20 protein-coding genes are annotated in these 24,881 nt (G+C 65.3%); 5 read left to right on the plus strand and 15 right to left on the minus strand.

Going from position 1 to position 24,881, the window contains the following annotated elements:
- The first annotated feature begins 393 nt into the window (after positions 1-393).
- Complete coding sequence (locus BBA01S_RS32770; protein ID WP_027820126.1) at positions 394-795, plus strand: hypothetical protein; 402 nt, start codon at positions 394-396, stop codon at positions 793-795.
- A 183-nt stretch (positions 796-978) separates the two neighbouring features.
- Positions 979-1,641: a hypothetical protein gene (locus BBA01S_RS32775; protein ID WP_052392005.1), complete on the plus strand. Its 663-nt coding sequence runs from the start codon at positions 979-981 to the stop codon at positions 1,639-1,641.
- Between the two features lie 10 nt (positions 1,642-1,651).
- Here BBA01S_RS32775 and BBA01S_RS32780 read toward each other — a convergent pair whose 3' ends face one another.
- The 6 genes from BBA01S_RS32780 to BBA01S_RS32805 form a co-directional block, all read right to left on the minus strand.
- Positions 1,652-2,806, minus strand: coding sequence for a glycoside hydrolase family 53 protein (locus tag BBA01S_RS32780; protein ID WP_027820128.1), 1,155 nt, complete (start codon positions 2,804-2,806; stop codon positions 1,652-1,654).
- A gap of 79 nt (positions 2,807-2,885) precedes the next feature.
- Positions 2,886-4,853, minus strand: coding sequence for a beta-galactosidase (locus BBA01S_RS32785; RefSeq protein WP_027820129.1), 1,968 nt, complete (start codon positions 4,851-4,853; stop codon positions 2,886-2,888).
- A gap of 73 nt (positions 4,854-4,926) precedes the next feature.
- Positions 4,927-5,778, minus strand: a complete 852-nt coding sequence (locus BBA01S_RS32790; RefSeq protein ID WP_027820130.1) for a carbohydrate ABC transporter permease — start codon at positions 5,776-5,778, stop codon at positions 4,927-4,929.
- A gap of 20 nt (positions 5,779-5,798) precedes the next feature.
- Entirely contained in the window at positions 5,799-6,704 is a 906-nt protein-coding gene (locus BBA01S_RS32795) for a carbohydrate ABC transporter permease (protein WP_027820131.1), read from the minus strand.
- A gap of 117 nt (positions 6,705-6,821) precedes the next feature.
- The gene (locus BBA01S_RS32800) at positions 6,822-8,084 is read right to left on the minus strand and encodes an ABC transporter substrate-binding protein (protein WP_042298305.1); all 1,263 of its coding nucleotides are present in this window, start codon (positions 8,082-8,084) and stop codon (positions 6,822-6,824) included.
- Positions 8,085-8,194: 110 nt separating this feature from the next.
- On the minus strand, positions 8,195-9,337 hold the full coding sequence (locus tag BBA01S_RS32805) for an ABC transporter ATP-binding protein (protein WP_027820133.1): 1,143 nt from the start codon (positions 9,335-9,337) through the stop codon (positions 8,195-8,197).
- A 293-nt stretch (positions 9,338-9,630) separates the two neighbouring features.
- On the opposite strand from BBA01S_RS32805, the gene BBA01S_RS32810 reads away from it, so the two are divergent.
- Together BBA01S_RS32810 and BBA01S_RS32815 are read left to right on the plus strand one after the other, a co-directional pair.
- Positions 9,631-10,653, plus strand: a complete 1,023-nt coding sequence (locus BBA01S_RS32810; protein ID WP_027820134.1) for a LacI family DNA-binding transcriptional regulator — start codon at positions 9,631-9,633, stop codon at positions 10,651-10,653.
- A 9-nt stretch (positions 10,654-10,662) separates the two neighbouring features.
- The gene (locus BBA01S_RS32815) at positions 10,663-11,436 is read left to right on the plus strand and encodes an alpha/beta fold hydrolase (RefSeq protein WP_042298306.1); all 774 of its coding nucleotides are present in this window, start codon (positions 10,663-10,665) and stop codon (positions 11,434-11,436) included.
- A 24-nt stretch (positions 11,437-11,460) separates the two neighbouring features.
- On the opposite strand, the gene BBA01S_RS32820 is transcribed toward BBA01S_RS32815, so the two are convergent.
- From BBA01S_RS32820 to BBA01S_RS48230, 9 genes are all read right to left on the minus strand, one after another.
- Entirely contained in the window at positions 11,461-12,966 is a 1,506-nt protein-coding gene (locus BBA01S_RS32820) for an MFS transporter (protein ID WP_042298307.1), read from the minus strand.
- Positions 12,967-13,151: 185 nt separating this feature from the next.
- Positions 13,152-14,252, minus strand: coding sequence for a porin (locus BBA01S_RS32825; RefSeq protein WP_084162697.1), 1,101 nt, complete (start codon positions 14,250-14,252; stop codon positions 13,152-13,154).
- Positions 14,253-14,401: 149 nt separating this feature from the next.
- A complete protein-coding gene (locus BBA01S_RS32830) occupies positions 14,402-16,942 on the minus strand; it encodes a glucose/quinate/shikimate family membrane-bound PQQ-dependent dehydrogenase (RefSeq protein WP_027820138.1) in 2,541 nt (846 codons plus the stop codon).
- A gap of 160 nt (positions 16,943-17,102) precedes the next feature.
- Complete coding sequence (locus BBA01S_RS32835; RefSeq protein WP_042298308.1) at positions 17,103-18,206, minus strand: porin; 1,104 nt, start codon at positions 18,204-18,206, stop codon at positions 17,103-17,105.
- A 446-nt stretch (positions 18,207-18,652) separates the two neighbouring features.
- The gene (locus BBA01S_RS43850; protein ID WP_052392006.1) at positions 18,653-19,579 is read right to left on the minus strand and encodes a LysR family transcriptional regulator; all 927 of its coding nucleotides are present in this window, start codon (positions 19,577-19,579) and stop codon (positions 18,653-18,655) included.
- 80 nt (positions 19,580-19,659) lie between these two features.
- On the minus strand, positions 19,660-21,144 hold the full coding sequence (locus BBA01S_RS32845; protein ID WP_027820140.1) for a M81 family metallopeptidase: 1,485 nt from the start codon (positions 21,142-21,144) through the stop codon (positions 19,660-19,662).
- Between the two features lie 53 nt (positions 21,145-21,197).
- Entirely contained in the window at positions 21,198-22,460 is a 1,263-nt protein-coding gene (locus tag BBA01S_RS43855) for an MFS transporter (RefSeq protein ID WP_167336068.1), read from the minus strand.
- A gap of 86 nt (positions 22,461-22,546) precedes the next feature.
- Positions 22,547-23,191 carry a substrate-binding domain-containing protein gene (locus BBA01S_RS43860; protein ID WP_245641655.1) on the minus strand — a complete coding sequence of 215 codons (645 nt, stop codon included), beginning with the start codon at positions 23,189-23,191 and terminating at the stop codon, positions 22,547-22,549.
- A gap of 5 nt (positions 23,192-23,196) precedes the next feature.
- The gene (locus BBA01S_RS48230) at positions 23,197-23,478 is read right to left on the minus strand and encodes a LysR family transcriptional regulator (RefSeq protein ID WP_245641656.1); all 282 of its coding nucleotides are present in this window, start codon (positions 23,476-23,478) and stop codon (positions 23,197-23,199) included.
- 137 nt (positions 23,479-23,615) lie between these two features.
- Between BBA01S_RS48230 and BBA01S_RS32860 the strand changes: the two genes are divergently transcribed.
- Positions 23,616-24,821, plus strand: a complete 1,206-nt coding sequence (locus BBA01S_RS32860) for a M20 aminoacylase family protein (protein ID WP_027820141.1) — start codon at positions 23,616-23,618, stop codon at positions 24,819-24,821.
- The last annotated feature ends 60 nt before the right edge of the window (positions 24,822-24,881 follow it).

The raw sequence follows: 24,881 nt of genomic DNA on the forward strand, positions 1-24,881 counted from the left end.
TGCCTGCGCGCTTTGGCGGGTTCGCGCGCCAGGGAAAATGCGCCCCGTCTCTAACGTTGTTTCCACTCGCCATTTACGCTAGCGCTAACGTTATGACTATCTGAAATGGTCAAAACTGCGTGTGAGCCAGGTGCTTGTGTAAGGTGTGGGGCAACCCAGGCGCCAGTGATCGCGTTCCGTCCCTGTCCTGCGGGCTGACCGGCCAGGCGGTCGATCAATCGCGCCGCAAGGCGGAACCAGGCGGTGTAGCGTGTACGCGACGCGCGCGGAAGCTGGCAAAAGTCGGGAAACCCCGTCTGGGAGGACTCGCTCCTTAGGCACGTAATCTGCGGGAGGCATGCTATGACTTTCAACACGCCAATCGAAAACCTCGGGCGAAAAGGAAACTCCGGGATGGAAAAAGACCTGGATTTGCCGCGCCGCGGCCGCACCGCCATCTGGCTGGGCCTGGCCGGTGTGCCGCTCATCTGGCTGCTGCACCTGGCGTTGTGCGTGACGCTTGTCTCCAACGCCTGCAATGACTTCGAGCGTAACGGCGCGCTGACCTGGCCCCAGGTCGAGCGGATCGTCGATGGCGCATCGCTGGTCGCCATGGTGGCCTGCGCCGTGATGGCCGTGGCGGCGGCGCGCGCGTGGCGCATCATCGCCACCCAGGTACAAGGCAAGCGCGATCCTGCCCGCTTTATCGCGTGGTGCGGCGCGACGGCGGCGGTCGCTTTTACCGTGGGCCTGGCCTTTTCCTCCTGCCTGCTGATCGTCGTGCCGATCGACCGGCTTTGCGCGACTTTCCACTGACTTTTCAAAAGATGCTGCGTTTCGGCCCCTTGCGCGTAAGGGGTCGAACCATGTTTACACGAAGATTTCGATTTGCCATGCGAAGTGACTGCATCTCGCCCAATTGACTTGCGCGTCCCACCCGTAAAGTCACAGGTGTCAGGGAGCCCATAGCGAGCGCGCCCTGGTTTCAGGGAGAGAGCAGTGAATTCAATTAGTCATCCGATCTATCTGGCAATCGGCGCATTGCTGGCGAGCGCAGCCATCGGCCATGCCGAGGCGCAGGAAATCTATGTCACGGGCGGCACGCTGGGCGCGGGCCTGGGCGGCGCGCTCAATCTGAGCCCGCATTTTGGCATTCATGCCGATGCAGAAGGCTTCGGCCTGAGCCACACCGTCACCGTCGACGACAACCGTTATGACGGTCGCCTCACGCTTGCGCAAGGCGGCACGTATCTAGACCTGTTCCCGTTCGCATCGAACCAGTTCCGGCTCACGGCCGGCGCGCTGTTCAATGGCGATTCGTTGAGCGCAAAGCTTCAGCCCAACGCGCAGGGCAACTACAACATCGGCGGCCAGACCGTGCCGGCGCTCGGGCCTGCACCGTCCGCAAAAGTGACGCTGCCGCATGTGATGCCGTATATCGGCATTGGTTATGGCCACAAGAAGCCCGCGCTGGGACTGGGCGTGTCGTTCGACCTGGGCGTGGCGTATGGGCGTCCGCGCGTGGCGTACGACGTGCCGTCGGTGTACGACCCGTTCGTGACCGACCAGAACGTCATCGACGAAGAACAGAAGTTCAGCGACAAGGTGACCCGCTACCACTGGTATCCGGTGGCGCAGGTCGCCCTCACCTATCGCTTCTAGGCCGCGACGTTCAACGCTTGCCGAACACGTCGATCGACGACAGCGCGCGGCCCTGGAAGTCGAACACGGTGTTGTTGTCCCACTGGTCGCCCGCGCCCACCTTCCAGCCGACGTTGGGCGTGGGAATCCATTCGGGTTCCCACCAGAACACGCCCTTGCCGCGCCCGTTCGGGATGCCCCTCACCACGTTCTTGAGCGCGGCGAAGAACTGCGCCTGGCCTTCCGGCGTGGGCGGGAAGTTGAGCGTGCCGGTGTTGGTCATCGAGTTGGGTTCGGAGTCGCCGTCGCTCGTTGTCCACGGGTAGGCGGTTTCCACGACGATGATGTCCTTGCCGTAGCGCGTGGCCAGGTCGTTGGCGTTGTTCTGCAGGTCGTCGAGCGAGCCCTGCCACTGCGGGTAATACGAAAGCCCGATCAGGTCGAAGTTCACGCCACGCTGCACGGCGCTATCGAACCACCAGCGGCTCTTGGCGTTGTCGCCGCCGCTGTCGATATGCAGCATGTGCTGGATGTGCGGATCGACGGACTTCACCGCGTCGTGCGCCGTCTTGAGCAGCGTCGCGAGGTTGTCCCACTGATCGTATTTGCCCAGCGGCCAGAGCATGCCGCCGGTGATCTCGTTGCCCGTCTGCACCCATTCGGGCCGCACGCCCTCTTCGCGCAGCATGCGCAGCACGCGTGAGGTGTAGTCGGACAGCAGTTCGCAGGTCTGCGTGAGATCCTTGCCTGCCCATGCATGCGGCGGATACTGCTTGCCCGGGTCGGCCCACCAGTCGCTGTAGTGGAAGTCGATCAGCACGCGCAGGCCGAGTTCGGCTGCGCGCCGCGCGAGCACGCGCACATGCTTTGCGTTATTGAAACCGGCCGCCGTGCTTTGGTTGGCCGGAAAATAATCAGGATTGCCAGGGTCGTTCCAGACCTTGATACGGATGGCATCCAGGCCATGCCGCTTGAAGATGCGCAGGCAGTCATCGGCCTTGCCGTGATCGTAGAACTTTGCGCCGTTGGCTTCGAGCTCCAATAGCGTCGATAGATCCGCGCCCAACGTCAGGCGTTCGCCGCTGCTGCGCGCATCGCCCGTCAACGCCGATGCCGCGAACGTCGGAGCCGCGCCCGATGCGAGCGCGGTGCAGGCGAGCCAGGACAGCATCTCTCTTCTTTTCATCTGTGCTCCTCCATCGTAGTCGGCGGGCCGCATGGGCGCGGCCCGCAACGCTTTTATCGTTTTCTTCGGCCAGGTCAGGTCAGGCAGGATCGCGCCAGGCGCACACATCGCCGGTGCCCAGCGACGCCTCGCCCAGCACGAATTGCGCATTGGCGGGCGCAGGCGCCGTGGCTCGCGCGTCGCCGAAGTTGAAGGCGAACGTGAGGCCGCCGCGCCGCGCAAGGCGCAGGCCTTCGGGCAAGGCCTGCAGCGCAAGCCCCGCTGCGCGCGCCGCATCGGCCAGCACCGTGCGATGCAGGTCGTGCGTGAGCCACGCCGCCAGGTATTGCACGCGGCCATGCGAGAGCAGCGCGGGCCAACCATCGGCGAATTCGGCCTGCACGCGCGTGCCCTCGTTCGCACGCACGTGGTCGCGCCAATGCAGCGCCGTGCCCTGCACGTCGCCCACGCTGAGCGCGGGGGCAAGCGTGGGCCGCAGCGATTCGACTTCCAGCACCTGGAGCGGCAAGACGCGCTGCAGCGGCCCGGGCGGCAGTGCGCCGGGAATGGCGAAGTCGCGGGTCTTGGAGCCGCTGCGCGGGCCGAACACCCAATGCGCGTCGCTGCGCTCGATCTGCGCGACGAAGGCGTCGTCGATCACGGCAAGCGACGGCACGACCACCAGGCGATACGGCGCAAGATCCGCGTGACGCGACACGATATCGACGTCCAGGCCGTGCTCGCGCAGCGCACGGTAATAGTCGAACGCCAGCGCCTGATAATCGAAGCCCGCACCGTGGCGCTGGATCTCGAACATCCATTGCGTCTCGTAGTCGAACACCAGCGCCACCTGCGCGCGCGCGGGCGCGGCGAGCGTGCGCAGCACGTCGCTTTGCGCAATCTCCTGCGCCGCGCGCGCCACTTCCTTGCCGCCCGGCGACAGCTCGTTGTTCGGCAGGTTCAGGCCCGAATGCATCTGCTCCTGCGCGTACGGGCACTGACGCCAGCGAAAGTACGAGACCAGTTCCGCGCCGTGCGCGAACGCTTCATACGCCCACAGACGCACCATGCCGGGCGCGGGCACCGGATTCCACGGCGCCCAGTTCACCGGCCCCGCCTGCTGCTCCATCACCCAGAAGCGGCCCGATCCGATGGCGCGATAACGGTCGTGGTCGAACGCCGAGACATCGGGATGCGCCGTGCGCGCATAGCGCGCCTTGTCGGCTTCGGGCAGGCCGATGACTTCGGTGCGTGCGATCGGGTAGCTGTCCCACGTCGCCACATCGATCGCCTTGTCCGCCGCGAACGCGTAGTGATCGAAGGTCGTGAAGAAACCCATGAAGTTGTGCAGCACGTCCACTCCCGGCGCGTGACGGCGCAGCACGTCGGCCTGCTCGCGATGAAAGCTCGCGACTTCGTCCGACATATAGCGGCGGAAATCGAGCAGATGCGAGGGATTGGCGTCGGTGGGCGTAAGCATCGGCAGGCCGACCGATTCGAAGGACGGGTACTCCATGCTCCAGAACACGTTGCCCCAGGCCGTATTGAGCGCGCCGACGCTGCCGTAGCGCTGTTGCAGCCACGCCTGGAAGCGCCTTTGCGCGGCAGGCGAATAGCTCGGCACGGTGTCGTGGCAACCGAGTTCGTTATCGGTCTGCCACGCGACCACGGCGGGATGGCGACCATAGCGCTGCGCCATCGCGTCGGTAATCCGTACGCATTCCTGACGATAGGTTGCGCTGGCGATATCGTAGTGGCGGCGCGAGCCGTAGTTCCAGCGCGTGCCGTCCGCGCGTACCGGCAGCATCTCCGGATCGCGCTCGACCAGCCACTTCGGCGGCGATGCGGTGGGGGTGCCCAGCACGACCTTCAGGCCTTGTGCGGCGAGCGTTTCGATGGCCTCGTCGAGCCACGTCCAGTCGTATTCGCCCGCGCGCGGCTCCATACGGCTCCAGGCGAATTCGGCGATACGCACGTGCGAGATGCCCAGTTCGGCCATGCGGCGCGCGTCGTCGGCCCACATTGTGCGCGGCCATTGTTCGGGGTAGTAGCAGACACCGATTTGCATGAGTGAAAATCCGGTTCGGATAAGCGGTAGAAGAGAAAAAAAGACCTTCGGCATAGCAATGCCGGACAGGAGGTCAGCCCTTGCTGGCGCCGAAGGTCAGTCCCGCGACAAAGTGTTTCTGCATGGCGAAGAACATCAGCACGGAAGGCAGCGCCGCGAGCACCGAGCCCGCCGCCACGAGGTTCCATGCCGTCGTCCACTGCCCCTTGAGGGCGGCCACGCCCACGGTGATGGGCGCGGCGTCGTCGCCCTGCGTGAGGCACAGGGCCCAGAAATAGTCGTTCCACACAAAGGTGAACACCAGGATGCCGAGCGCCGCGAGCGCGGGCCGCACGAGCGGCATGACGATGCGCCAGTAGATCGTCCACTCGCTTGCGCCTTCCACGCGCGCCGCTTCGATCAGTTCGAACGGCAGTTGCTTGATGAAGTTGCGCAGGAACAGCGTGCAAAAGCCAGTCTGAAACGACACGTGAAAGATGATGAGCGCCCAGACCGTGTTGTAGAGCCCCACGCTCAGCGCCATATCGCGCACCGGGATCATGAGAATCTGGATCGGCACGAAGTTGCCCGCGACGAAGGCAAACAGCACGGCGGTATTGCCGCGAAAGCGATACGTCGACAGCGCGAAACCCGCCATCGACGCCAGCGCAATCGCGCCAATCACCGAAGGCACCGTAATGAGCACGCTATTGGCGAAGTAATGCAGCATGGGCGTCTGCGTGAGCGCCGCGCCGTAGTTGTCGAGCAGCGCGAAGTGCTTCGGCCAGCCCCAGTAATCGCCCTGCTGAAGCTCCTCGGTGGAGCGGATCGAGGTGATGAGCACGGCCAGCATCGGCAGCAGCCAGATAATGAGCGCGATCGGCAGCGAGATCTTGTAGAGCGTGCGATTCGCGGGTTTCCAGCGTTCGACGGGAAGCGGATACATGTGCGGAAACTCCCTTGTTTTCAGCGTTCTTCGCGCAGCATGCGGCGCAGGTGGAACACGATATAGACGAGCATGATGGCGAACAGCACCACGGCAATCGATGCCGAATAGCCTTCGCGGTAATACTTGATCGCCTGGTCGTACATGTAGTACGCGAGCACGGTCGAGCTATCGAACGGGCCGCCGCCGCTCATCACGGCGATCAGGTCGAAACTGCGCAGCGCGCCGATCACGGTCAGCACGATCGCCATGAAGGTGACGGGACGCAGTTGCGGCAGGATCACGTGCCAGAAGAGCTTGATGCCCTTCGCGCCTTCCATGCGCGCGGCCTCGACGATTTCCGAATTGATCGATGTGAGGCCCGTGAGGTAGAGCACCATGCAGAACGGCGTCTGCGGCCACAGCGCGGCGAAGATGATGCCGAGCGTGACGAGCCTGGGGTCGCCCAGCACCGGCACGCCATGACCCAGGATCAGGCGCAGCAGGCCGAAGGTGGGGTCGTAGAACCACGAGAACACCAGCCCCACCACCACGCCCGAGAGCACGAAGGGCGCGAAAAACAGCGACTTGACGATACGGATGCCGCCCACGCGCTGGTTCAGGTAGAGCGCGAACATCAGGCCGACAGGCGGTGCGAGCAGGAACAGCACGAGCCACAGCAGGTTGTTCTTGAGCGCCGTGTAGAAGGTATCGGTCTGGAACAGTTCGACATAGTTCGCGAGACCGACGAAGGTCTTCGGCGTCATGCCGTCCCAGTTATAGAAGCTCAGCGCGATGCTGTTGACGATGGGGTAAAGCACGCAGAGCGTGAACAGTGCGCAGCCAGGCAGCAGGAACCAGAGCGCGGCGCGGTTCTGCTTGCTGCGCACGGTCGATTTGCGCTGCGGGCGCGCCGCGCCGAGTGGACGCGCGACAGTATCGGACATGATGAGGCCTCGCCGAATCATTCGTTGATTGTTCGGATTACGAAATACATGGAATGCTTGCGTAGTGTTTCTCGGGGCACCGGCGGTACGCACCGCCGGCGCCAGAAACCAGCAGGCTTACTTGTGGTAGATACGTTGGCGCGTCGTTTCGAGGCGCGCGAGCAGCGCGTCGACCTGCGACGGATCGCTGTAGAACTGCTGCATCGCCTTCATGCCCTCGTCGGCCATTTCCTTCTGCATGTCGCGGTCGTAGAACTGCGCAATGCCGCCACGCGTGTTCGCGAGCGTCTGGAAGCCCACCTTCGAGATGGCGTCCTCGGGTTCAGCGGCCTTGTTGTTCGACGGCAACTGGCCCCAGCCGCGCGCCAGGTCGGCGTTGATCTGCGGCGTTTCCATGAAGGCCAGCAGGCGGCGCGCGTCGGTCTTGTTCTTCGCCTTCGCCGGGATCAGGAGCACGTTGACGGGGCCGTCCTCGGCGGTCGGCACGTTCGCGTCGATCACCGGGAAGCGGAAGAAGCCCACGTCCTGCCTCATGTTCGCCGGGAAGCTGGCCGAGAAGAACGTGCCCATCAGCATCATCGCGGCCTTGCCGTTGACGAGCACCGGCGCGATCGAATCGACGTCATAGGACAGTGCGTTGTCCATGAAGTAGTGGTTGTCGATCAGCGTCTTCCAGGCCGTGAAGACCTTCTTCACGCGCGGATCGGTATAGGGAATCTCGCCCGCCATCAACTGCTGGTGGAAGGCGTTGCCGTTGATGCGCAGGTCGAGATAGTCGAACCACGCGGCCAGCGTCCAGCTGTCGCGCGCCGCCACGGCAATCGGCTGCACGCCGCTGGCCTTGAGCTTCTTGCAGGCGTCGAGGAACTCGTCCCAGCTCTTCGGTTCGGCCTTTACGCCTGCCTTCTGGAACAGATCCTTGCGATAGAAAAAGCCGTACGCGTCGTAGCCCAGCGGCGCGGCGTACTGCTTGCCCTTGTACGTGGAGGCTTCTTTCACCGAGGCATATTGCTCGTTCCAGCCGTTCTTCGCCCAGTCCGGCGAGAGGTCTTCCAGCAGGCCGCGCTGCGCATAGTAGGCCATGCGCTCGCCGTCGTGCCAGGAGACCACATCGGGCGGATCGGTCGCGAGCCAGCCGCTCATCTGCACCTTGTAGGCCTCTTCAGTCACGTAGGAAACCTTAAGATCGACGTCCGGATTAGCCTTCTTGAACTTGTCGAAGGCGTCCTGCCACGTCGCGCGCTGGTTGCCGCGCGCCGAGACGTTGACGGTGAGCGTGCCGGCATCGGCCGCGCCGCTCGCGAGCGTGGCCGCGACAAGCGCGACGGCAGCCGTCGCGCGGGCCAATGTTCCGAAACGGGGTAAGCGATAAGCGAACATCAGGTGTCTCCTTGGTTTGCCTTGCCTTGGTGAATGACCCGCTCTGCGGCGGGGTAATGCGGATTCAAATCGACGCAATCACAGCGACGGATCTGGAGCGTGCCTGCGGGTCAGGCCAGCGCCACGGCGGCGAGCGCGGGCGACTTCAGGCGACGCCGCGCGACCCCGGCCTCGTCGAACAGATGGCAGGCGTCGGCGGGCACGCGCACACGCAGGCGCTCGCCCACGGCGATGGGCGTGTCGCCGGGCGCTTTCGCCACCAGCGTGCCCGCCGCATGATCGGCGTGCAGGTAGCTGTGCTCGCCCAGACGTTCCGCAAGCACGGTCGCGCAGCCAATCGACTGATCGTCGCCCTCCAGGCGCAGATGCTCGGGCCGCACGCCCAGCGTCACGCGCTGGCCGCGTTGCAGGCCGCGTCCGTCGACGCTCGCGAGCAGCGTTTCACCGCCGTAGAGCGCCACGCGCACGCCGCCCTCCTCGACCGCGTCCACCTGGCCGTCGATAAAATTCATGCGCGGCGAGCCGATAAATCCCGCCACAAACCGCGACTTCGGATGGTGATAAAGCTCCAGCGGCGCGCCGCTCTGCGCCACGCTGCCGTGCTTTTCCATGTCGGCGCCTGCGTGCAGCAGCACGATGCGATCGGCGAGCGTCATCGCTTCGACCTGATCGTGCGTGACGTAGACGACGCTGGCATTTTCAAAGCGCTGATGCAGGCGCGCGATCTCAATGCGCGTGTGGCTGCGCAGCGCGGCATCGAGATTGGACAGCGGCTCGTCGAACAGGAACACGCCGGGCTCGCGCACGATCGCGCGGCCAATCGCCACGCGCTGACGCTGGCCGCCCGAGAGCGCCTTGGGATGACGGTCGAGCAGCGCGTCCAGTTGCAGGCTGCGCGCCGCATCGCGCACGCGGCGCTCGACTTCGGCCTTGGGCACCTTGGCGATCTTCAGGCCGAACGCCATGTTCTCGAACACGGTCATGTGCGGGAACAGCGCGTAGCTCTGGAACACCATCGCCACGCCGCGCTCGGCGGCGGGCACGTCGTTGACCACGCGGTTGCCGATGCGCAACTCGCCGTCGCTCAGTTCTTCAAGACCCGCGATCATGCGCAGGAGCGTGGATTTCCCGCAGCCCGACGGGCCCAGGAACACGCAGAATTCGTGATGGCCGATGTCGAGATCGACGCGCCGGATCACCGGCGGGTGGTCGCCGTATTGCTTCCCGACGTTCGACAACTGGATCGTCGCCATGGATGTGTCTCCTCCGTTGTTGCCGCGTTCGACTGCGCTTGTGTCTCAATCATCAGATTTAAGCGCTTAAATTCTACGCGATAAATTTAGCCGGGGGGCTTGTGCGACGGTCATTTAACCGCTTAAATTTCTGGGCGGCACAACCGCGTGCAAATCGCGTCCCGGCTTGGTGTGGGTGAAAATTATCAAATCCTCGCCACGCTTTGCAACATTTGAATCGCGTTCCCTGAATGTGGGAAACGTCACGAAAAACCCGCTAAACCCCCGGGTAAACGCCATAAAAAAGGCACGACATGGTCACCTTGTCAGAAGTCGCGCGGCATGCGCGTGTCACCGCCGCCACCGTTTCGAACGTGCTGCGCAACCGCGAGAAAGTCCGCCCGGAGACGGCGGAGCGCGTGCTCAAGGCCATCGCCGAACTGGGCTACCGGCCCAACCTCAATGCGCGGGCGCTGGCGCAGGGCCGCTCGTCGACGCTCGCGCTGATGCTGTCGAACATCGCCAACCCGTTCTATCCCGAGTTCGTGCTGGCCGCCGAGCGCGCCGCGCGCAAGTCGGGCCATTTCCTGATGGTCTGCAACACCGACGATGATGCGCAGATTGGTCGCGCCTACCTCAACCAGATCGCGGGCACTTTCGCGGACGGCGTGCTGGTGATTAACACCGACATCGCCATGAACGAACTGTGCATCTCCGCGATGCATAACGGCCCGATCCTGCTGGCGATGTGGGAACACCCCGAAAAGCCGCCTGCACTGCCCTGCGTGGCCGTCGATTTCGCCACGGCCGGGGCGCTGGCGGCGAAGCATCTGCTCGAACTGGGGCATCGCAAGATCGGCATGCTGGTCGGCGACGGCTGCGGCGGCTTGCAGGATGCGCGCTCCGACGGCTTTCGCGCGGCGCTCGCGGCGGGCGGCGTGGCGCGCGCCACGGCGGAAATGCAGGTGCGCGATTCCATCGATGCGGGTCATGAGGCGTGTCTCGCGCTCATGCAGCAACACCCGCAATTGACGGCGATTTTCGCGTCGAACGACCTGCTGGCGATTGGCGCGATCCAGGCGCTGATCGGCATGGGGCGCGCGGTGCCCGACGATGTTTCCGTGATCGGCATTACCGATATTGCGCTCGCGCATCAGGTGCGCCCCGCCCTCACTACCGTGGCGATCCAGACCGCCGCGATTGCCGAACTCTCGATCAGCAGCCTGATTCAACTGATCGACGCACCGGTGCAGGAGCCGTCGATGGCGATTGGGCCGCCGCCCGAACTGGTCGTGCGCGACTCCACCGGGCCGTGCAGGACGCGTGCGCGTCGTTGAAGGAAAGCAATGAGTCCATTCGCCATTGACGACCGTGGAAACATGCTTCGGTATCTTGAGCTTTTTTCCGCGTCGTATTCCGCCGATCCGCTGGTTTTCATTCACGGGCTGGGATGCGCTTCCAGCAGCGATTACCCGTCGGTCGTCAATTCCGCTTCGTACACGAAGCGACGGTCGCTGCTCGTCGATCTCATGGGATCGGGCTTCAGCGACAAGCCGCTCGATGGATCATATGATTCCACCGCTCAAGCAGCGGCTCTGTCGAAGCTGCTGTCCGGTGAATCGTTCACGAAGGTGAACCTGTTCGGCCATAGCGCTGGCGCATTTATCGCCCTTCAATTGGCGCGCCAATTGGCCGATCAAACCGGCACGCTCATCCTGTGCGAGCCCGGATTGACGGATTACGGCGTTGCGATGCTTGCGGATATCACCTCGATGAGCGAACAACAGTTCGTCGAAGATGGCTTCACACAGTTGCGCGCGCAACTGAAATCCAGCGGCGGCAATGAAGCGTGGCTCGGCCCATTTTCGGTCGCCTCGCCTTATGCGATTTATCACTGGGCGCGATCCGCGCTGGAAGACAACGCGCACCTCTGGTTAGATGACCTGGCCGCGCTGAAAGTACCAAAAGCCGTCATTCTGTCTGACACCGCATCAGGCGAACGAATTGCTCAATTCGAACAGGCAGGCTGTACCGTCGCACGGGTTGCCAATGCCGAGCACATGATCGCTTACGAAAACCCCGACGGCCTTGCTGCGGCAATCAGCACACTGCTCGATTGATGGCATGGGCAAGGTTACGTCAGGTCAGGTCGCGCGCCAGCGTATCACCAGCGCGAACACCGCCACGACCGCGCAGAAGATCGCCAGCCATGACAGCAGGTTCGCGCTTGCCACAAGGGTCGCCTGCGTTTCCACCATCGACGCCATGCGCATCATGTCCGGCATCGGCGGCATGCCGCCCAGATCGAATAATGTGATGCGATCGACCAGCCGCGAGCGTGCAATCGCTTCGCCATATTGCAGCCAGAGGCTCGCCGCGCCGGTGCCCGCGGCGGTCGCAATCTGGCGCACGATGTTCTTGAATGCGTAGGCATGCTGAAAGTCGTCTTCCGTGAAGTCCACGAAGGTCATGCCCGCCACCTGCGCCATCACAAACGGCACCGTCAGCCCCTGCAGGAACAGCGCAGGCAGGATCACGTCCATCGACACGCCCGTGAGCGTGCGCAATGACAGCATCAGCAGCGCCGCCGCGAACATCACGTAGCCCAGTGCGATATAACGGCGTCGCCCGAACACCTTCGGCGCGACCACGGAAAAGCACATCATCGCCAGCAGGCTCAGCAAGGAGGCCCACGTGAGCACCTCGCCCGTCACCTGGAACCCGAAGCCGAAGCCGCTTTGCAGCAGCGTGGGAATCAGGTAGTTCCACAGGCCATTGAGGAAGTAGTAGATCGCGTAGAACAGCAGCCCGACGAGATAGCCGCGCCCGAGCAGCGCCTGCGGATCGAGCCAGAGATTGCGCTCGCTATGGCGTCGTGCGAAAGCGGCGCCGATCAGCAGGAAGCCCACGATGGGCGTGAGCGCGACCGAGGGCGAACTGGCGAGTTCGTAGAAACGCAGGTCGCCCAGGCCGTGCATGAGCACCATCGCACCCAGCCCGAACAGAATCACGACCCACCAGTCCATCGGGTCGATGTCCATTTCCCAGAGGTCGCCTGGCGGCGTCACGCGGCTCGGATACGTGAGCACGACCAGCACCAGCACGCCCAGCGTGAGCACCACCTGGATCACGAATACCATCTGCCACGCGGCGCTTTCCACCAGCACGGCGGCCAGCCACGGCGTCACGGCCGATAGACCGAACGAGCCAATATTGAAGCCGATAAAGAGCGGCGCGCGTTCGTCGCGCGCCGATACGAGCTGGATCAGGATGCGCGCGGCGGCAAAGAGGCCACCCGCGCCGAAGCCCTGCACCGCGCGCGCGAACGTCAGTTCGAGCGGCGTATCGCAGAGCGCGCAAAGCAGCGAGCCGATAGCCGCGACAATCAACCCGCCGATGGTGAAAGAGCGATAGCTGGTGTGCCGCGCGACGCGGCCGAGCATGAGATTGGCGACCGTCGCCATGGCGGCGTACGACGTCATGCTCCAGAGAAAGTCTTCCGGCGACGCATGCACGCCGCCGCGAATATGCGTGCCCGCAATGCCCATCATCGACGAAGCGACGAAGTCCACGCCCGTCGCGCCGCCCAGCGCGATCGTGAAGAAGAACACGCGCAACGGCGAGAAATGCGGCAGCGCGCGCAGCCTCATCGGCGTGCTCCGCGCGCGCGAGGCCCGGCGGATTCAGGCTGCGGCGCAGGTCGGGTGGCGTTGCTGGGCGTCACACGTTTTCCCCTTCGCCGTGATGGCGGCGTGCAAATCAGTTTAGCAAAGCGTGTGTGACGCTTTGCCCGAGTTCTGCACGGCTCGCGCGACGAAAAGGCAACGACCGCCCGTTAAAACCGGTCGATCATCCCAAACTGCACGCCGCGCACGGACGCGCCCGGATACGACGGCGTGAGGCCCGTGACATTCACGCCCTTGAGTGTGAATTCGCCCTGCCCGCGATTGCGCAGCCAGCCCGCGCTCGCATAGAGCAGCACGCGCTTGCTGAGGTCGTATTCGCAGGCGGCGCTGAATTGGTCGGCGTTATCGTCGCCGCCCGAGCGGTCGCGCAGGTACGTATAGCCCAGCGACGCACGAAAGCGCGCGTTGACGGCATAGCGCGCGGAGACCGACAGTCCGTCGTTGTGATAGCGCGGCGTGCCGCCGTCGCCGTTGAAAAACGACACAAAGCCCGTGACCGGGCCGTATTCGTAGGAGACGCCGCCCAGGTTCGCCCGCAGCGCGCCGTCGCCGTGCGTCTGCTGATGCGCGTACGAGACGCGCAGCGGGCCGTTGCGATACGCGAAGGTCTCGATATTGCCGGCGATGCCGTTGCCGTCGCCATCGGTGGCGTCGCGCAGCGAGGCCATCAGCGTCGTCGAAAAACCGTGGAATTCGGGCGAGAGATAGGTGATCGCATTGCTCTCGTAAGGCGTGATTTTCGACAGATTGTCGAGGCCCGAAGCGATGGTGCCCGCGCCGAACGCATCCAGCCCGCCCTTGAACGGAATGTAGATGGGCGAGTACTGGCGGCCCATGCGCAGCGTGCCGTAAGGCGTGCCCAGGCCGACCCACGCCTGGCGGTTGAAGATCGTGTTGCTGACCGCGAGCGTGCCGTTGCCCGAGCTGAAGCCATTTTCCAGGTCGAACAGGATCTTCAGACCGTTGCCGATATCTTCTGCGCCGCGCAGGCCGATGCGCGAGCCGCGATACGCGCCCGAGTCCATGCGCGCGACGTAGCCCGCGCCGGGGTTGGTGATTTCGATACTCGTATCGAGCGCGCCGTAGAGCGTGACCGAGCTTTGCGCATGGGCGCCGATGGCATGGGCCGCCAGCGCGGTCAGCGCCACGCGCGAGGCGGCGCGGCCGGAGCCGCGCGAAGCGTCGCGCGCCTGGCGCCAGCTTGCGCCCAGATGACGCGAGACACGGCGGGCGTGGGAGAGTTGGCTCATGTCGAAAACAGGATAGCGGACAAAATAAGCAGACAAAAAAGAAGCGGCATGCCAGGCATGCCGCTTCCGGTGTTCTATTGCGTGCGCGTTACGTGCGCCGCGAGGCTCGAACCGCCCTCGCGACGCACGCCATGCACGTCAGGCGTGCTTTAGTTCGGCAGCGCGTAAGCGATCACGTAATCGCCCAGCTTGGTGCCGAAGGAGCCGTGGCCGCCTGCTGCGATCACGACGTACTGCTTGCCGTTGATCGAGTAGCTCATCGGCGTAGCCTGGCCGCCTGCCGGCAGGCGGGCTTCCCAAAGCTGCTTGCCGTTGTTCACGTCGAACGCGCGGATAAAGTTGTCCGCCGTTGCGCCGATGAACGCCACACCGCCAGCCGTGACCATCGGGCCGCCCAGCATCGGCATGCCCATCTTGAACGGCAGCGGGATCGGCGAGCTGTCACGCACGGTGCCGATACGCTTCTTCCAGACGATATCGTTGGTCTTCAGGTCGATACCCGCGATGTAGCCCCATGCCGGCTGCTTGCACGGCAGGCCGAACGGCGAGAGGAACGGGTTCAGCGTGACGCCGTACGGCACGCCGTACTGCGGCTGGATGCCCGATTCCGTGCCGCTGCCCTTGGCGCCCGGTTGCGGTTCCATCGGATTGCCCGGGCCGCGCGGGATCAGGCGCGAGACGAACGGCAGCGCGATCGGGTTGGCAATGGCGATCTGGCGATCGGTGTCGAGTGCAATGCCGCCCCACTCGAACATGCCCAGGTTGCCCGGGAACACCAGCGTGCCTTGCAGCGACGGCGGCGTGAAAGTGCCTTCATAACGCAGCTTGTGGAACATCACGCGGCAGACCAGCTGGTCGTACATCGTCGCGCCCCACATGTCCTTGTCCGTGAGGAGGTTCTTCGGACGGAACGTGAGTTCGGAGAACGGCTGCGTCGGCGACGTGCGGTCGCCCGGCGCGGCGCCTTGCGGCACCGGCATTTCCGGAGCGGGCACGACGGTTTCGCCGGTGCGGCGGTCGAGCACGAACAGGTTGCCGGTCTTGGCCGGGCCGTACACGACCGGCACGGTCTTGCCGTCCTTGGTCGTGATGTCGGCGAGCGTCGGCTGCGACGGCATGTCCATGTCCCACAGGTCATGGTGAGCGGTCTGGTAGAACCAGGCCAGCTTGCCCGTCGATGCGTGCAGCGCGAGCAGGCCGCTTGCGAAACGCTCCATCTCCGGCGTACGGTCGCCGCCCCAGATGTCCGGGGTGCGCACGCCCATCGGCAGATAGACGATGTCGAGCTTCGCGTCGTAGGCGGCAGGCGCCCACGAGTTCGGCGAGTTCCACGTGTAGTGCTCGCCCGGGCCCGGGATGTGGTTCGGATCCTTCGCACCCGGATCGAACGCCCACAGGAGTTCGCCCGTACGCACGTCGAAGCCGCGGATCACGCCCGACGGTTCGCGGTTCGAGAAGTTATCTTCCACCGCGCCCGCGACGATGATCACCTTGCTGGTGATGATCGGCGGCGAAGTCGGCTCGTACATGCCCGGCGTCGTGACCGGCATGGCGTGTTGCAGGTCGAGGTCGCCGTTGTTGGCGAAGCCCGCGCAACGCTCGCCCGTCAGCGCGTCGAGCGCGTACAGGTGACCGTCGTTGACCGGCAGGTAGATACGGCGCGAGCAGGCGCCCGTCACCGGAGCGGCGGCCATGGTGGCAGCGTCGCTGGCCGGAGCGGCAGCCGTGGCAGCCGAAGCAGCGGCGTCGCTTGCAGCAGCTTGCGGCGCCGATGCAGCAGCGTCCGAAGCGGCAGCCGTCGCCGCCGGAGCAGCAGCATCGCTAGCCGCAGCGGCAGCAGCGTCAGCCGGTGCTGCGGCATTCGCCGTCAGGTCGACGTACGACACACCGCGGCAGGTCACGTGCTGGAACGACGGATCGGTCTTGAGCTTCGGATCGAACGTCCACTTGAGCGTGCCGCTTTGCGCGTCGAGCGCGAACAGCTTCTGGTGCGGCGAGCACAGGTACAGCAGGTTGCCGATCTTGATCGGCGTGACCTCGTTGGTGATCTCGACCGGATCGTTCGGGCCTTTCATGTCGCCCGTGCGGAACGTCCAGGCCACTTGCAGGTTCTTCACGTTATCCGGCGTGATCTGCTGCAGCGGCGCGTAGCGCGTGCCTTCCTGGGTGCGGCCGTAAGCGGGCCAGTCCGAGTTGTCGACGCCGTTGGCGTTCGCGGCGAGCGAACCCGTCGACGAAGCCATCGTGCCGTTGACCGTCTGCGGATCGTTGAAGCAGGCGTACACGAGCACGCCCGCCCAGATCACGAGCGCGCCGACCAGCGACTGAACGCCGAGCTTGCGCGGCGCTTCGAGACGCCAGCTCACGAGCAGCAGCAGCCACACGCCGAACACGACGAGCACGCCCGAACGCGGTGCAAGCGCCCAGAAGTCGGGGCCCGACTCCCACAGCGACCAGATGGCGGTGCCCACGAGCACGAGCGCGTAGAGCACGAGCGCGGTGGGACTGCGGCGATACAGCAGCCACGTGACGGCCAGCAGCACGACGCCGGTCACGACGTAATACGCCGAGCCGCCGAGCGCGAGCAGGTACGCGCCGCCTATCAGCAGAAATAGCGATGTGAGCGCGATGAATAGTAGTGTGATGACGCCGATGAACCCCGGCGATGATGATTCTCTGGATCTGGACATGATGATCTCAACCTTCTTTTGAGGACGCCGCCCGCATCGACTGTCACTCGAAGCCAGCGGCGAGGCGCGCCGACGCGAACGCCGGCGAGTCGTCCAGCCGCTGCGCTACGCCCGCAGCGGCCGGTTGTGCGGAAAACGCTCCGCGAAAAAATCTATTGCCTTAGAAGACGTGCATCATCCCGACGTACGCGCCGGTCTGCGATTCGCCCACGTTCGGGCTGGTCGGCGAGCTGGAGTCGCGCGGCGTCGCAAACACCGAGAAGTTGCCGTTCTTGCTGTTGTCCACATAAGCGACCGTGCCGTACAGGAAGGTGCGCTTGCTGAGGTTATAGGTGGTGCCCAGCGCGTAGAGCATCGCGTGGCTGCCCGGATCGTGCGATGCGTCGCCGCTGCCCTCGCCCACGTGAATGTAGAAGCCCGCTGCCGTGACGGCCCACTTCGGCGTCGCCTGGTAGGTCGCGCCCAGCCAGTAGTGATCGGCGCTGTCGGCCACGCCCACCGGCGAATCCGGCGCCGCGTAGTGCGTGTAGGCCGCCTGGATCTTCCACTTGTCCATCCGCAGGTTGCCGCCCACGAAGAATTCGCGCGACGCCGTGAAGATGTTGGAGAAACGGCCGCTCGAATCGCGCAGCTCGTCATAGATCCCGCGCACGTCGAACAGCGGCGAGTGGTACGTCAGCATGATGCCGTCGGAGCGGCCAAAGTCGCCGTCGGCGCCATTGTTGAAACCGCTCGTCTGGTTGCCGAAGGCGTACTGGCCTTGCACGTCGAGGCCGTGCCACACGGGGCTGTGATATTCGACGTTATTGCTGGTCTGCTGCCAGTTGCGACCGCGCACGAGCGACGCCGACGACACGGCCTGCTGCACGAACGGGTCGAATTCCCAGACGCCGTCGCTGTCGATGAAGAGATTGCGGCCGGCCTGAATTTGCCCCCACGTGTCATTCTTCAGACCGACATACGCGCGACGCGAGAACAGCTTGCCGCCGCCCGAGGTGCCGTTCATGATCTGCAGCGCGGTTTCGAGGTCGAACAGCGCAGTGGTGCCGCCGCCCAGGTCCTCGGTGCCCTTCATGCCGAGCATGCTGGTGCCCCAGTCCCCGCCTTCCGCGCTCCAGCGGCTCGACTGGCCGCCGCTGCCATTGGCGATGTGATTGAGATATTCGATGCCGCCGTCGACGCGGCCGTAGAGTGTCACGCTCGATTGCGCCGACGCAGCCGTGCTGGCTGCGAGCAGGACGATAGCGCCCAGTTGATATTTCACGTCAGCTCCCAGATGGATTCTTCTTTCGTTGTCCGTGCCGACCGGGCCGCTTGAGTCCACGTGCGTGTTCTCATCGCGCGCTGAGCGCCTTGCAGTCCGTGAAAGCCAGGTTCGGTTGTCCCAAAAACAGGCCGTGCCGAAAGCAGTGAAACGGGGCGATTCAACCCGCTCCGCTGGGGATGCTCCGCGCTATGCCCGGCGGCAACGCTTTTTTGATGCGTACCGCAGCAAGCACATGACGCCTGAAAAATATAGCGCGTCATCTGGAATGGTGCTTTCTGGCTGGTCGCAGCGGGGGCGGACTATAGCAGTCCGGAGCGAATTCTGCATCCAACTTTACGCAATCGGGCAAAACCCGCACGGGGTTATGCCGAATATCTTCTGGGAGCGCTAGTCGTGTTAGCGGCCCTACTCACCCAATCTGATCCGTACCTTACTTTTTAATTTCAACTCGGCGAGGGAGTTTGTGCGGGTTGCCAGCGCTGCGCCTCGTCAAGAAAGGCGCTCACCTGGGCAGGCATGGTCGCCGCGTGGCGCACGGTGCACCAGACGCGCAGCGCGGGCAGATCGGCAAAGCACGGCAGTTCCACCAGTTCGCGCCGCGTTTCGATGATGGGACGCGCGACCAGCATCACCGCATCCATCTTCAACGCGAGCGCCACGCCGGGCACCGAGGCCGCGCACATCAACGTGCTTGCGGGCGCAACGAGTCCCGCGCGCTCGAAAACGCGCTCGACGTAGCGCTGCTGCGCGCCGCTTGGGTCGGTGTAGATCCAGCGCGCGTCGCGCAGTGCTTCGAGCGAGGCGGCCTGCGCGTGGCGCCCGTTGCGGGCGGTGACAAGCGCGAAAGTAGTTTCGAACACGAGGCGCGAGCGGCTGTCCTGCAACCGCTCGTCGGGCGACTGCGGCAGCGTTTCGGAGAACGACGGGACAGCGTGCAGCGCGACGTCGAGCGTGCCGTCGTCGAGCCGGTGCAGCATCTGTTCGCGCTGATACTCATAAAGCTCGACCTGCACCGAGGGATGACGCGCCATGTAGCCCGCGACCAGATCCGGCGCGATCAGCACCGACACCGCAGGCGTCAGGCCGATGCGCAGATGCCCGCCATGCTGGCCGCGCAGCGCGGCCAGCTCCTCGTGCGCGCGCGTCATCTCCGCGATCACGGCCTGGGCGCGTGGCAGAAATGCGCGCCCCGCTGCAGAAAGCGACATGCCGTGCGGCGTGCGCTCGAACAGTTGCACCTCGAATTCGGCTTCGAGTTCGCGGATCGACTTGGAAATCGCGGCCGTGGTGCGGTTCAGGCTCGCGGCAGCGCGGGTGAGGCTGCCGCCCGCGGCGAGCGCGAGGAACGCGTGGAGTTGGTGCTGCTTCATGGGCGCGATGAGCGTAGCGATGAACCGGCGGATCTTAACGCGCCCGCGCCCGGTCGTCCTGGCCGACCTTCATCGATTGTTCAGCGGATCAGCGCGGGCGCAGCATCGGCGTCCAGCGGCCAGAGCGGGCGGCGCACGTTGCGCCACGCCACTTTCGCGTAGTCGCGTTGCAGCGGGCCGCCGCCATCGACGTAAAGCACGCGGCTTGCGATTGGCGCGAAGTGCGCGTGGAAGTGGTTGACCGACTTCACGAACAGCATGCGCCGTTCGCGCGGGTCGATGCCCACCTGCTCGAACGCTTCAAGGCTGAAGGCCTGCACGCGCTGCGTCGTCAGCACGATGTCCACGCCGCCGATGCGCACGGCGGCCGCATCGCCGCATTCCACGCGGCTCGGGCCGAAACGCTGCCACGCGCCGCGCCGCAGGCCGATGACCTCGGCGACGCCATCGACGGGCTGGCCCGAAGTCGGCGCGACCTTGCCGCCGATGCGCAGCGGCAGCACCGCGCCCAGTCCCGCATCGAAGCACAACTGCACCGCGCCCGGATCCCAGAACGGCCCGGTCGCGACGTTCTGCACGCCCCGCGCGATGAGGCGCGCGAGCACGCCGGTGTTATCGGAAGGCGCGCCGCCGCCCGAGTTGTCGGTGGGATCGGCGATCACGACCGGGCCGGTTTTTGCTGCGTCCCGTGGCGCAAGACCCGCGTCGATGGCGGCGTCGATCGACAGCAGCGGCGACGCCGTCTGCCCGCGCAACGCCACCAGCGCCGCGCCGAGTTCGCGCGCCACGGCCTCGCCACGCGCTTTATCGTGCGCATAGACCAGCACGCGCGTGCTCAGGTCGGCCGTATCGCCGTAGATGAAGCCGTGCACGATCGAGATGGACACGATGCCCGCGGCCGGATCCGCCTCGATGGCTTTCGCACGGTCGACCAGCGCGCGCATGGCCGCGCCCGTGGTCGGATACGAGTCGATCTGGCGGCAATCGAACAGCGACGCCTGCGGGCGGCGCATGCCGTTCACCATCGCCGTGACGAGGTCGATCACGCGATTGGCCTGCTCGACCGTATCGGTGTGCGGATACTCCTTGTAGAGCACGATCACGTCGCTGTTGTCCAGGCGCGTGTCGTTGACGATGCAGTGCGGGTCGAACTCCACGCCGATCACGCAATCCTTGCCCGCCAGCGCACGCACGCGGGCGATCAGGTCGCCTTCGGGATCGGGGTAGCCGTGCGCGATCATGCCGCCGTGCAGGCCTAGCATCACCGCATCGACGGGCAGCGCGGCGCGCAGTTCGTCGAGGATCCGGTCGCGCATCGTCTCGTAGGCTTCGCGGCTCGTGATGCCTGCGGGCGTGGCGCGAAAGCAACTGCCTTCGATCAGCGTGAACTCGCCCTTCGCGGCGCGGCGTTTCGCGGCCCAGAGCAGTTCCGCGCCTGCGGTGGGCGTTTCTCCGTCCGGACAGGCGCCCGGCGGAATATGCCCGCGCATGAACATTTCCAGGCTCGTGGGCAGGTTGACGAAGGCATTGGTCTCGGTGAGCAGACCGGCAACGAAGCATTTCATGGCAGGACTCGGTTTCTGAAAATATTCTGAAAATAGCGAATGGAATCAGGGGTTCAGCGCGCCTGGAATCGGCAGCCCAGCGCGGCCGCGCTTGCAACCAGCGCGCCGCAGGTGAGGAACGCGAAGGCCGCCGCCCAGCCCGCGCGGCCAACCAGCGCGCCCACCACGACCGGCGAGATTGCGCCCGCCAGTTGCCCGGCGAAGTTGATGAGCCCTGTGGTGCGCCCGGCCACGCTGGCCGGAAAATGCTTGAGCGGAATCGCAAAAACGCCCGCATAGACGACGTCGAAAGCGAGCATGCACAGCGTCCAGCAGGCGATCAGCGCTGCCAGCGAACCGGCGAAAGGCATGGCCGCCGCGAACGCGGCACTGGCGAGCGCGCCGCCGGCGAGCAGATGCTTGAGGCGCGCGGCAGGCAAACGGTCGATGGCGAAGCCCGCGAGATTGGTGCCGACAAAGCTCGCCAGCAACGGAATCGCCGAAATAAAACCGATATGCAGCAGGTCGATGCCGCGCGTGCGCATGAGCCAGATCGGCAACCACGCTTGCAGGCCCAGCGCGAGCACGCAGCAGCCGAACCAGGTGAGCGCGACGCGCCAGACCAGCGGATCGCGGGCGATGTCGCGCCAGCGCGGACGGGCTTTAACGGCTTCGGCGGCATCAGCGGTTTCAGCGGCCTGCGAAGCGTGGTTGCGTCCCGGCACGACGAGCAGCGCGAACGCCACCACCGCCCCCAGTGCGCCGAGCATCAGAAACGTCTGGCGCCAGCCGATTCGCGCAATCGTCCAGCCGACGGTCGCCGCCCCCGCCGCGCCGCCGAGAAACACCGTGCTGCACAGGAGCGCCTGCACACGCGCGCGCACCTGCTGCGGAAAGGTCTGCACGATGGCCGTCGAGCTGGCGGGCGCGAAACTGCCCTCGCCCACGCCAAACAGCAAGCGAAACGCCAGCAGCGAGCCGAGCGACCAGGCCGCGCCCGTCAGCGCCGTGAACAGCGACCAGAGCGCGAGGCAGCCAACCAGCACACGGCGCGCGCCGAAGCGGTCGGCCAGCGCGCCGCCGCCCAGTTGCATGAGCGCGTAGGTGACGTAGAACGCCCCCAGCACATAGCCCTTCGCGGCGTCGCTCAAAGCCAGCTCGCGCGAGATCGGGATGATGGCTGTGCCGATCACGATACGGTCGGTGTAGGCGACGGCCCACGCCGCGAACAGCGCAGCGAGCACGACCGCCTGACGCACGCGGCTCGCGGCCACGGGCGTGGCGGGCGAAACCGCTTGCGGAGTCGGTTGGGAAGCGGCAGTCGCGGCGGTCGTCACAGGCGTCTCCTTCGGCACGTTGATCGTTGTGCCAGCAACGATAGCCGTGCGAAACGCCCGCAACCAGCGACTTCAGTTGTGGGGGATCAACCGCCGGTTAAGACCGTGCCGCCCAGTCCGTTGCGGGCGCGTTCGGCGGCCACCGCGAGGATGCAATCGACGAAATATTCGGCGGGCCGGGTGATCTGCGCCTCGGGCGGCGCGAACAGAAAAAGCTGCAAGGCGGGCGGCCTGACCGGCAGCGCCAGCTCGACGAATGCGCGGCCCAGCTCCGCCGTTTGCAGCGTATGGCGCGTCCATGCGAACACCGCGTCGTTGTTGAGCGCGAGGCCGTACAGCAGGCCATAGGACGTGCAACGCGTGATGCGCTGCGGCGGCGCGAGACCGGCGCGCTCGAACATCGCGCGGATATTGGCGGGATAAGCGTCGGTGACGTCGGTGTGGATCCACTCGGCGTCCTGTAGCTGTGCCAGCGTGGTGGCCTGCGCGAACGCGCCGTTGGCGCGCGTCACGAACACCGAGTCGAAGGCAAACAGCGGCCGCACCGTGCCCACATCGTCGCCGGGACTGGTCGGGAACGCCGCGAATGCGAGGTCGAGCGTGCGATTGCTCAGGTTCTCGCGCAACTGCGCGAAACCCAGCTCGCGGAATTCGACCGTCACCTGCGGCCAGTGGCGGCGGAAATCGGTGAAGGCCTCGGCCAGCCCGGCGGTGCCGGCAATCGGCGTCACGCCGATCACGAGCTTGCCGGTGCGATGGCCCTTGAGGTACGCGAGGTCTTCCCGGCGCGCTCCAGTTCGCGCACCACGGTGCGCGCGCGCTGCAGCAGCGCGGCGCCTTCGGCCGTGGGCACCACACCCCAGGGATTACGCTCAAGCAGGCGCACGCCGCACTCGTCTTCCAGGTCGCGCACGGCCTTGGTGACGGCGGGCTGGGTCACGTGCAGACGCCGCGCCGCCCCATTGATACTGCCGGTCGCGGCGATTTCGACCAGCGCGCGCAGTTGGTGGATCTTCATAGGCAGGTTTTCATGATGCGGAGGATATTACCAGCGGTTATCGACATACGGATTTTTGCTTTTTTATTTTGACCGATCGTCCTTAGTCTGTTTCTCCAGAAGCCGTCGCCGGTACGGCCAGTCGAGAGAACCCAGACATGACGCAATCCCACGCCCCTGCTCCCGAGCGCGCCGCGCTCGTAGAAACCCTGCGCGAACGTCGCGCACCGTTCGTGCAGATCCGCCACGACATCCACGCGCATCCCGAACTGGGTTTCGCCGAAACGCGCACCTCGTCCCTGGTCGCCGAAAAGCTCGCCGAATGGGGCTACGAGGTGACGACGGGCATCGGCGGCACCGGTGTCGTTGGCCGCATCCGTCGCGGCGCGAGCGAGCGCGCCATCGGCCTGCGCGCCGACATGGACGCGCTGCCGATCCAGGAAAACACCGGCCTGCCTTACGCCAGCACGGTCGCGCAGACCATGCACGCCTGCGGCCACGACGGCCACACGGCCACGCTGCTGGCGGCCGCGCATTACCTGGCCACCGACGCCGCTTTCGACGGCACGCTCAACGTGATCTTCCAGCCCGCCGAGGAAGGCCTGGGCGGCGCGTCGCGCATGATCGCCGATGGGCTGTTCGAGCGCTTTCCGTGCGACCAGGTGTTCGCGCTGCACAACGCGCCGGGCCTGCCGGTTGGCCATTTCGCGGTGCGCCACGGCTGCATGCTGGCGTCGTCCGATACCGTCACGATCACCGTGACCGGACGCGGCGCGCACGGCGCGATGCCGCAACTGGGCTGCGACCCGATCGTTGCGTCCGCAAGCATCGTGATGGCGCTGCAAAGCATCGTGGCGCGCAACGTCGAACCGACGCGCGCCGCCGTGGTGACCGTCGGCGCGATCCACGCGGGCAAGGCTGGCAACGTGATCCCGGAAAGCGCCACGCTGCAGCTTTCCGTGCGCGCGCTCGACAGCGAGACGCGCAACCTGCTGGAGACGCGCATCCGCAGCATCGCCGAACTGCAGGCCCAGTCGTACGGCGCCACCGCTTCGGTCGAATACAAGGCGATCTCGCGCCCGCTCGTCAACGAGCAAAAAGCCACCGATCTCGCCATCGACGTCATGCAGTCGCTGGTCGGCAAGACCGGGCTGACGATGATGCCCGAGGCCGTGATGGGCAGCGAGGACTTTTCGTGGATGACCGAAAAGCTGCCCGGCTGCTATGTGCTGCTTGGCAACGGCGTGGGCAGCGTCGGCGGCTGCACGGTGCATAACCCCGGCTACGACTTCAACGACGAAGCGCTGCCCTATGGCGCGGCGTGGTTCGTCGCGCTCGTCGAGCGCTATTTGCGCCAGGGCTGACGCCCCCCCAAAAAACAGACCGGCACAGGCACCGATACAGGCCAGGCGCGCCCGCTTCTT

The sequence above is a fragment of the Paraburkholderia bannensis NBRC 103871 genome, from assembly GCF_000685015.1.
GTDB lineage: Bacteria > Pseudomonadota > Gammaproteobacteria > Burkholderiales > Burkholderiaceae > Paraburkholderia > Paraburkholderia bannensis.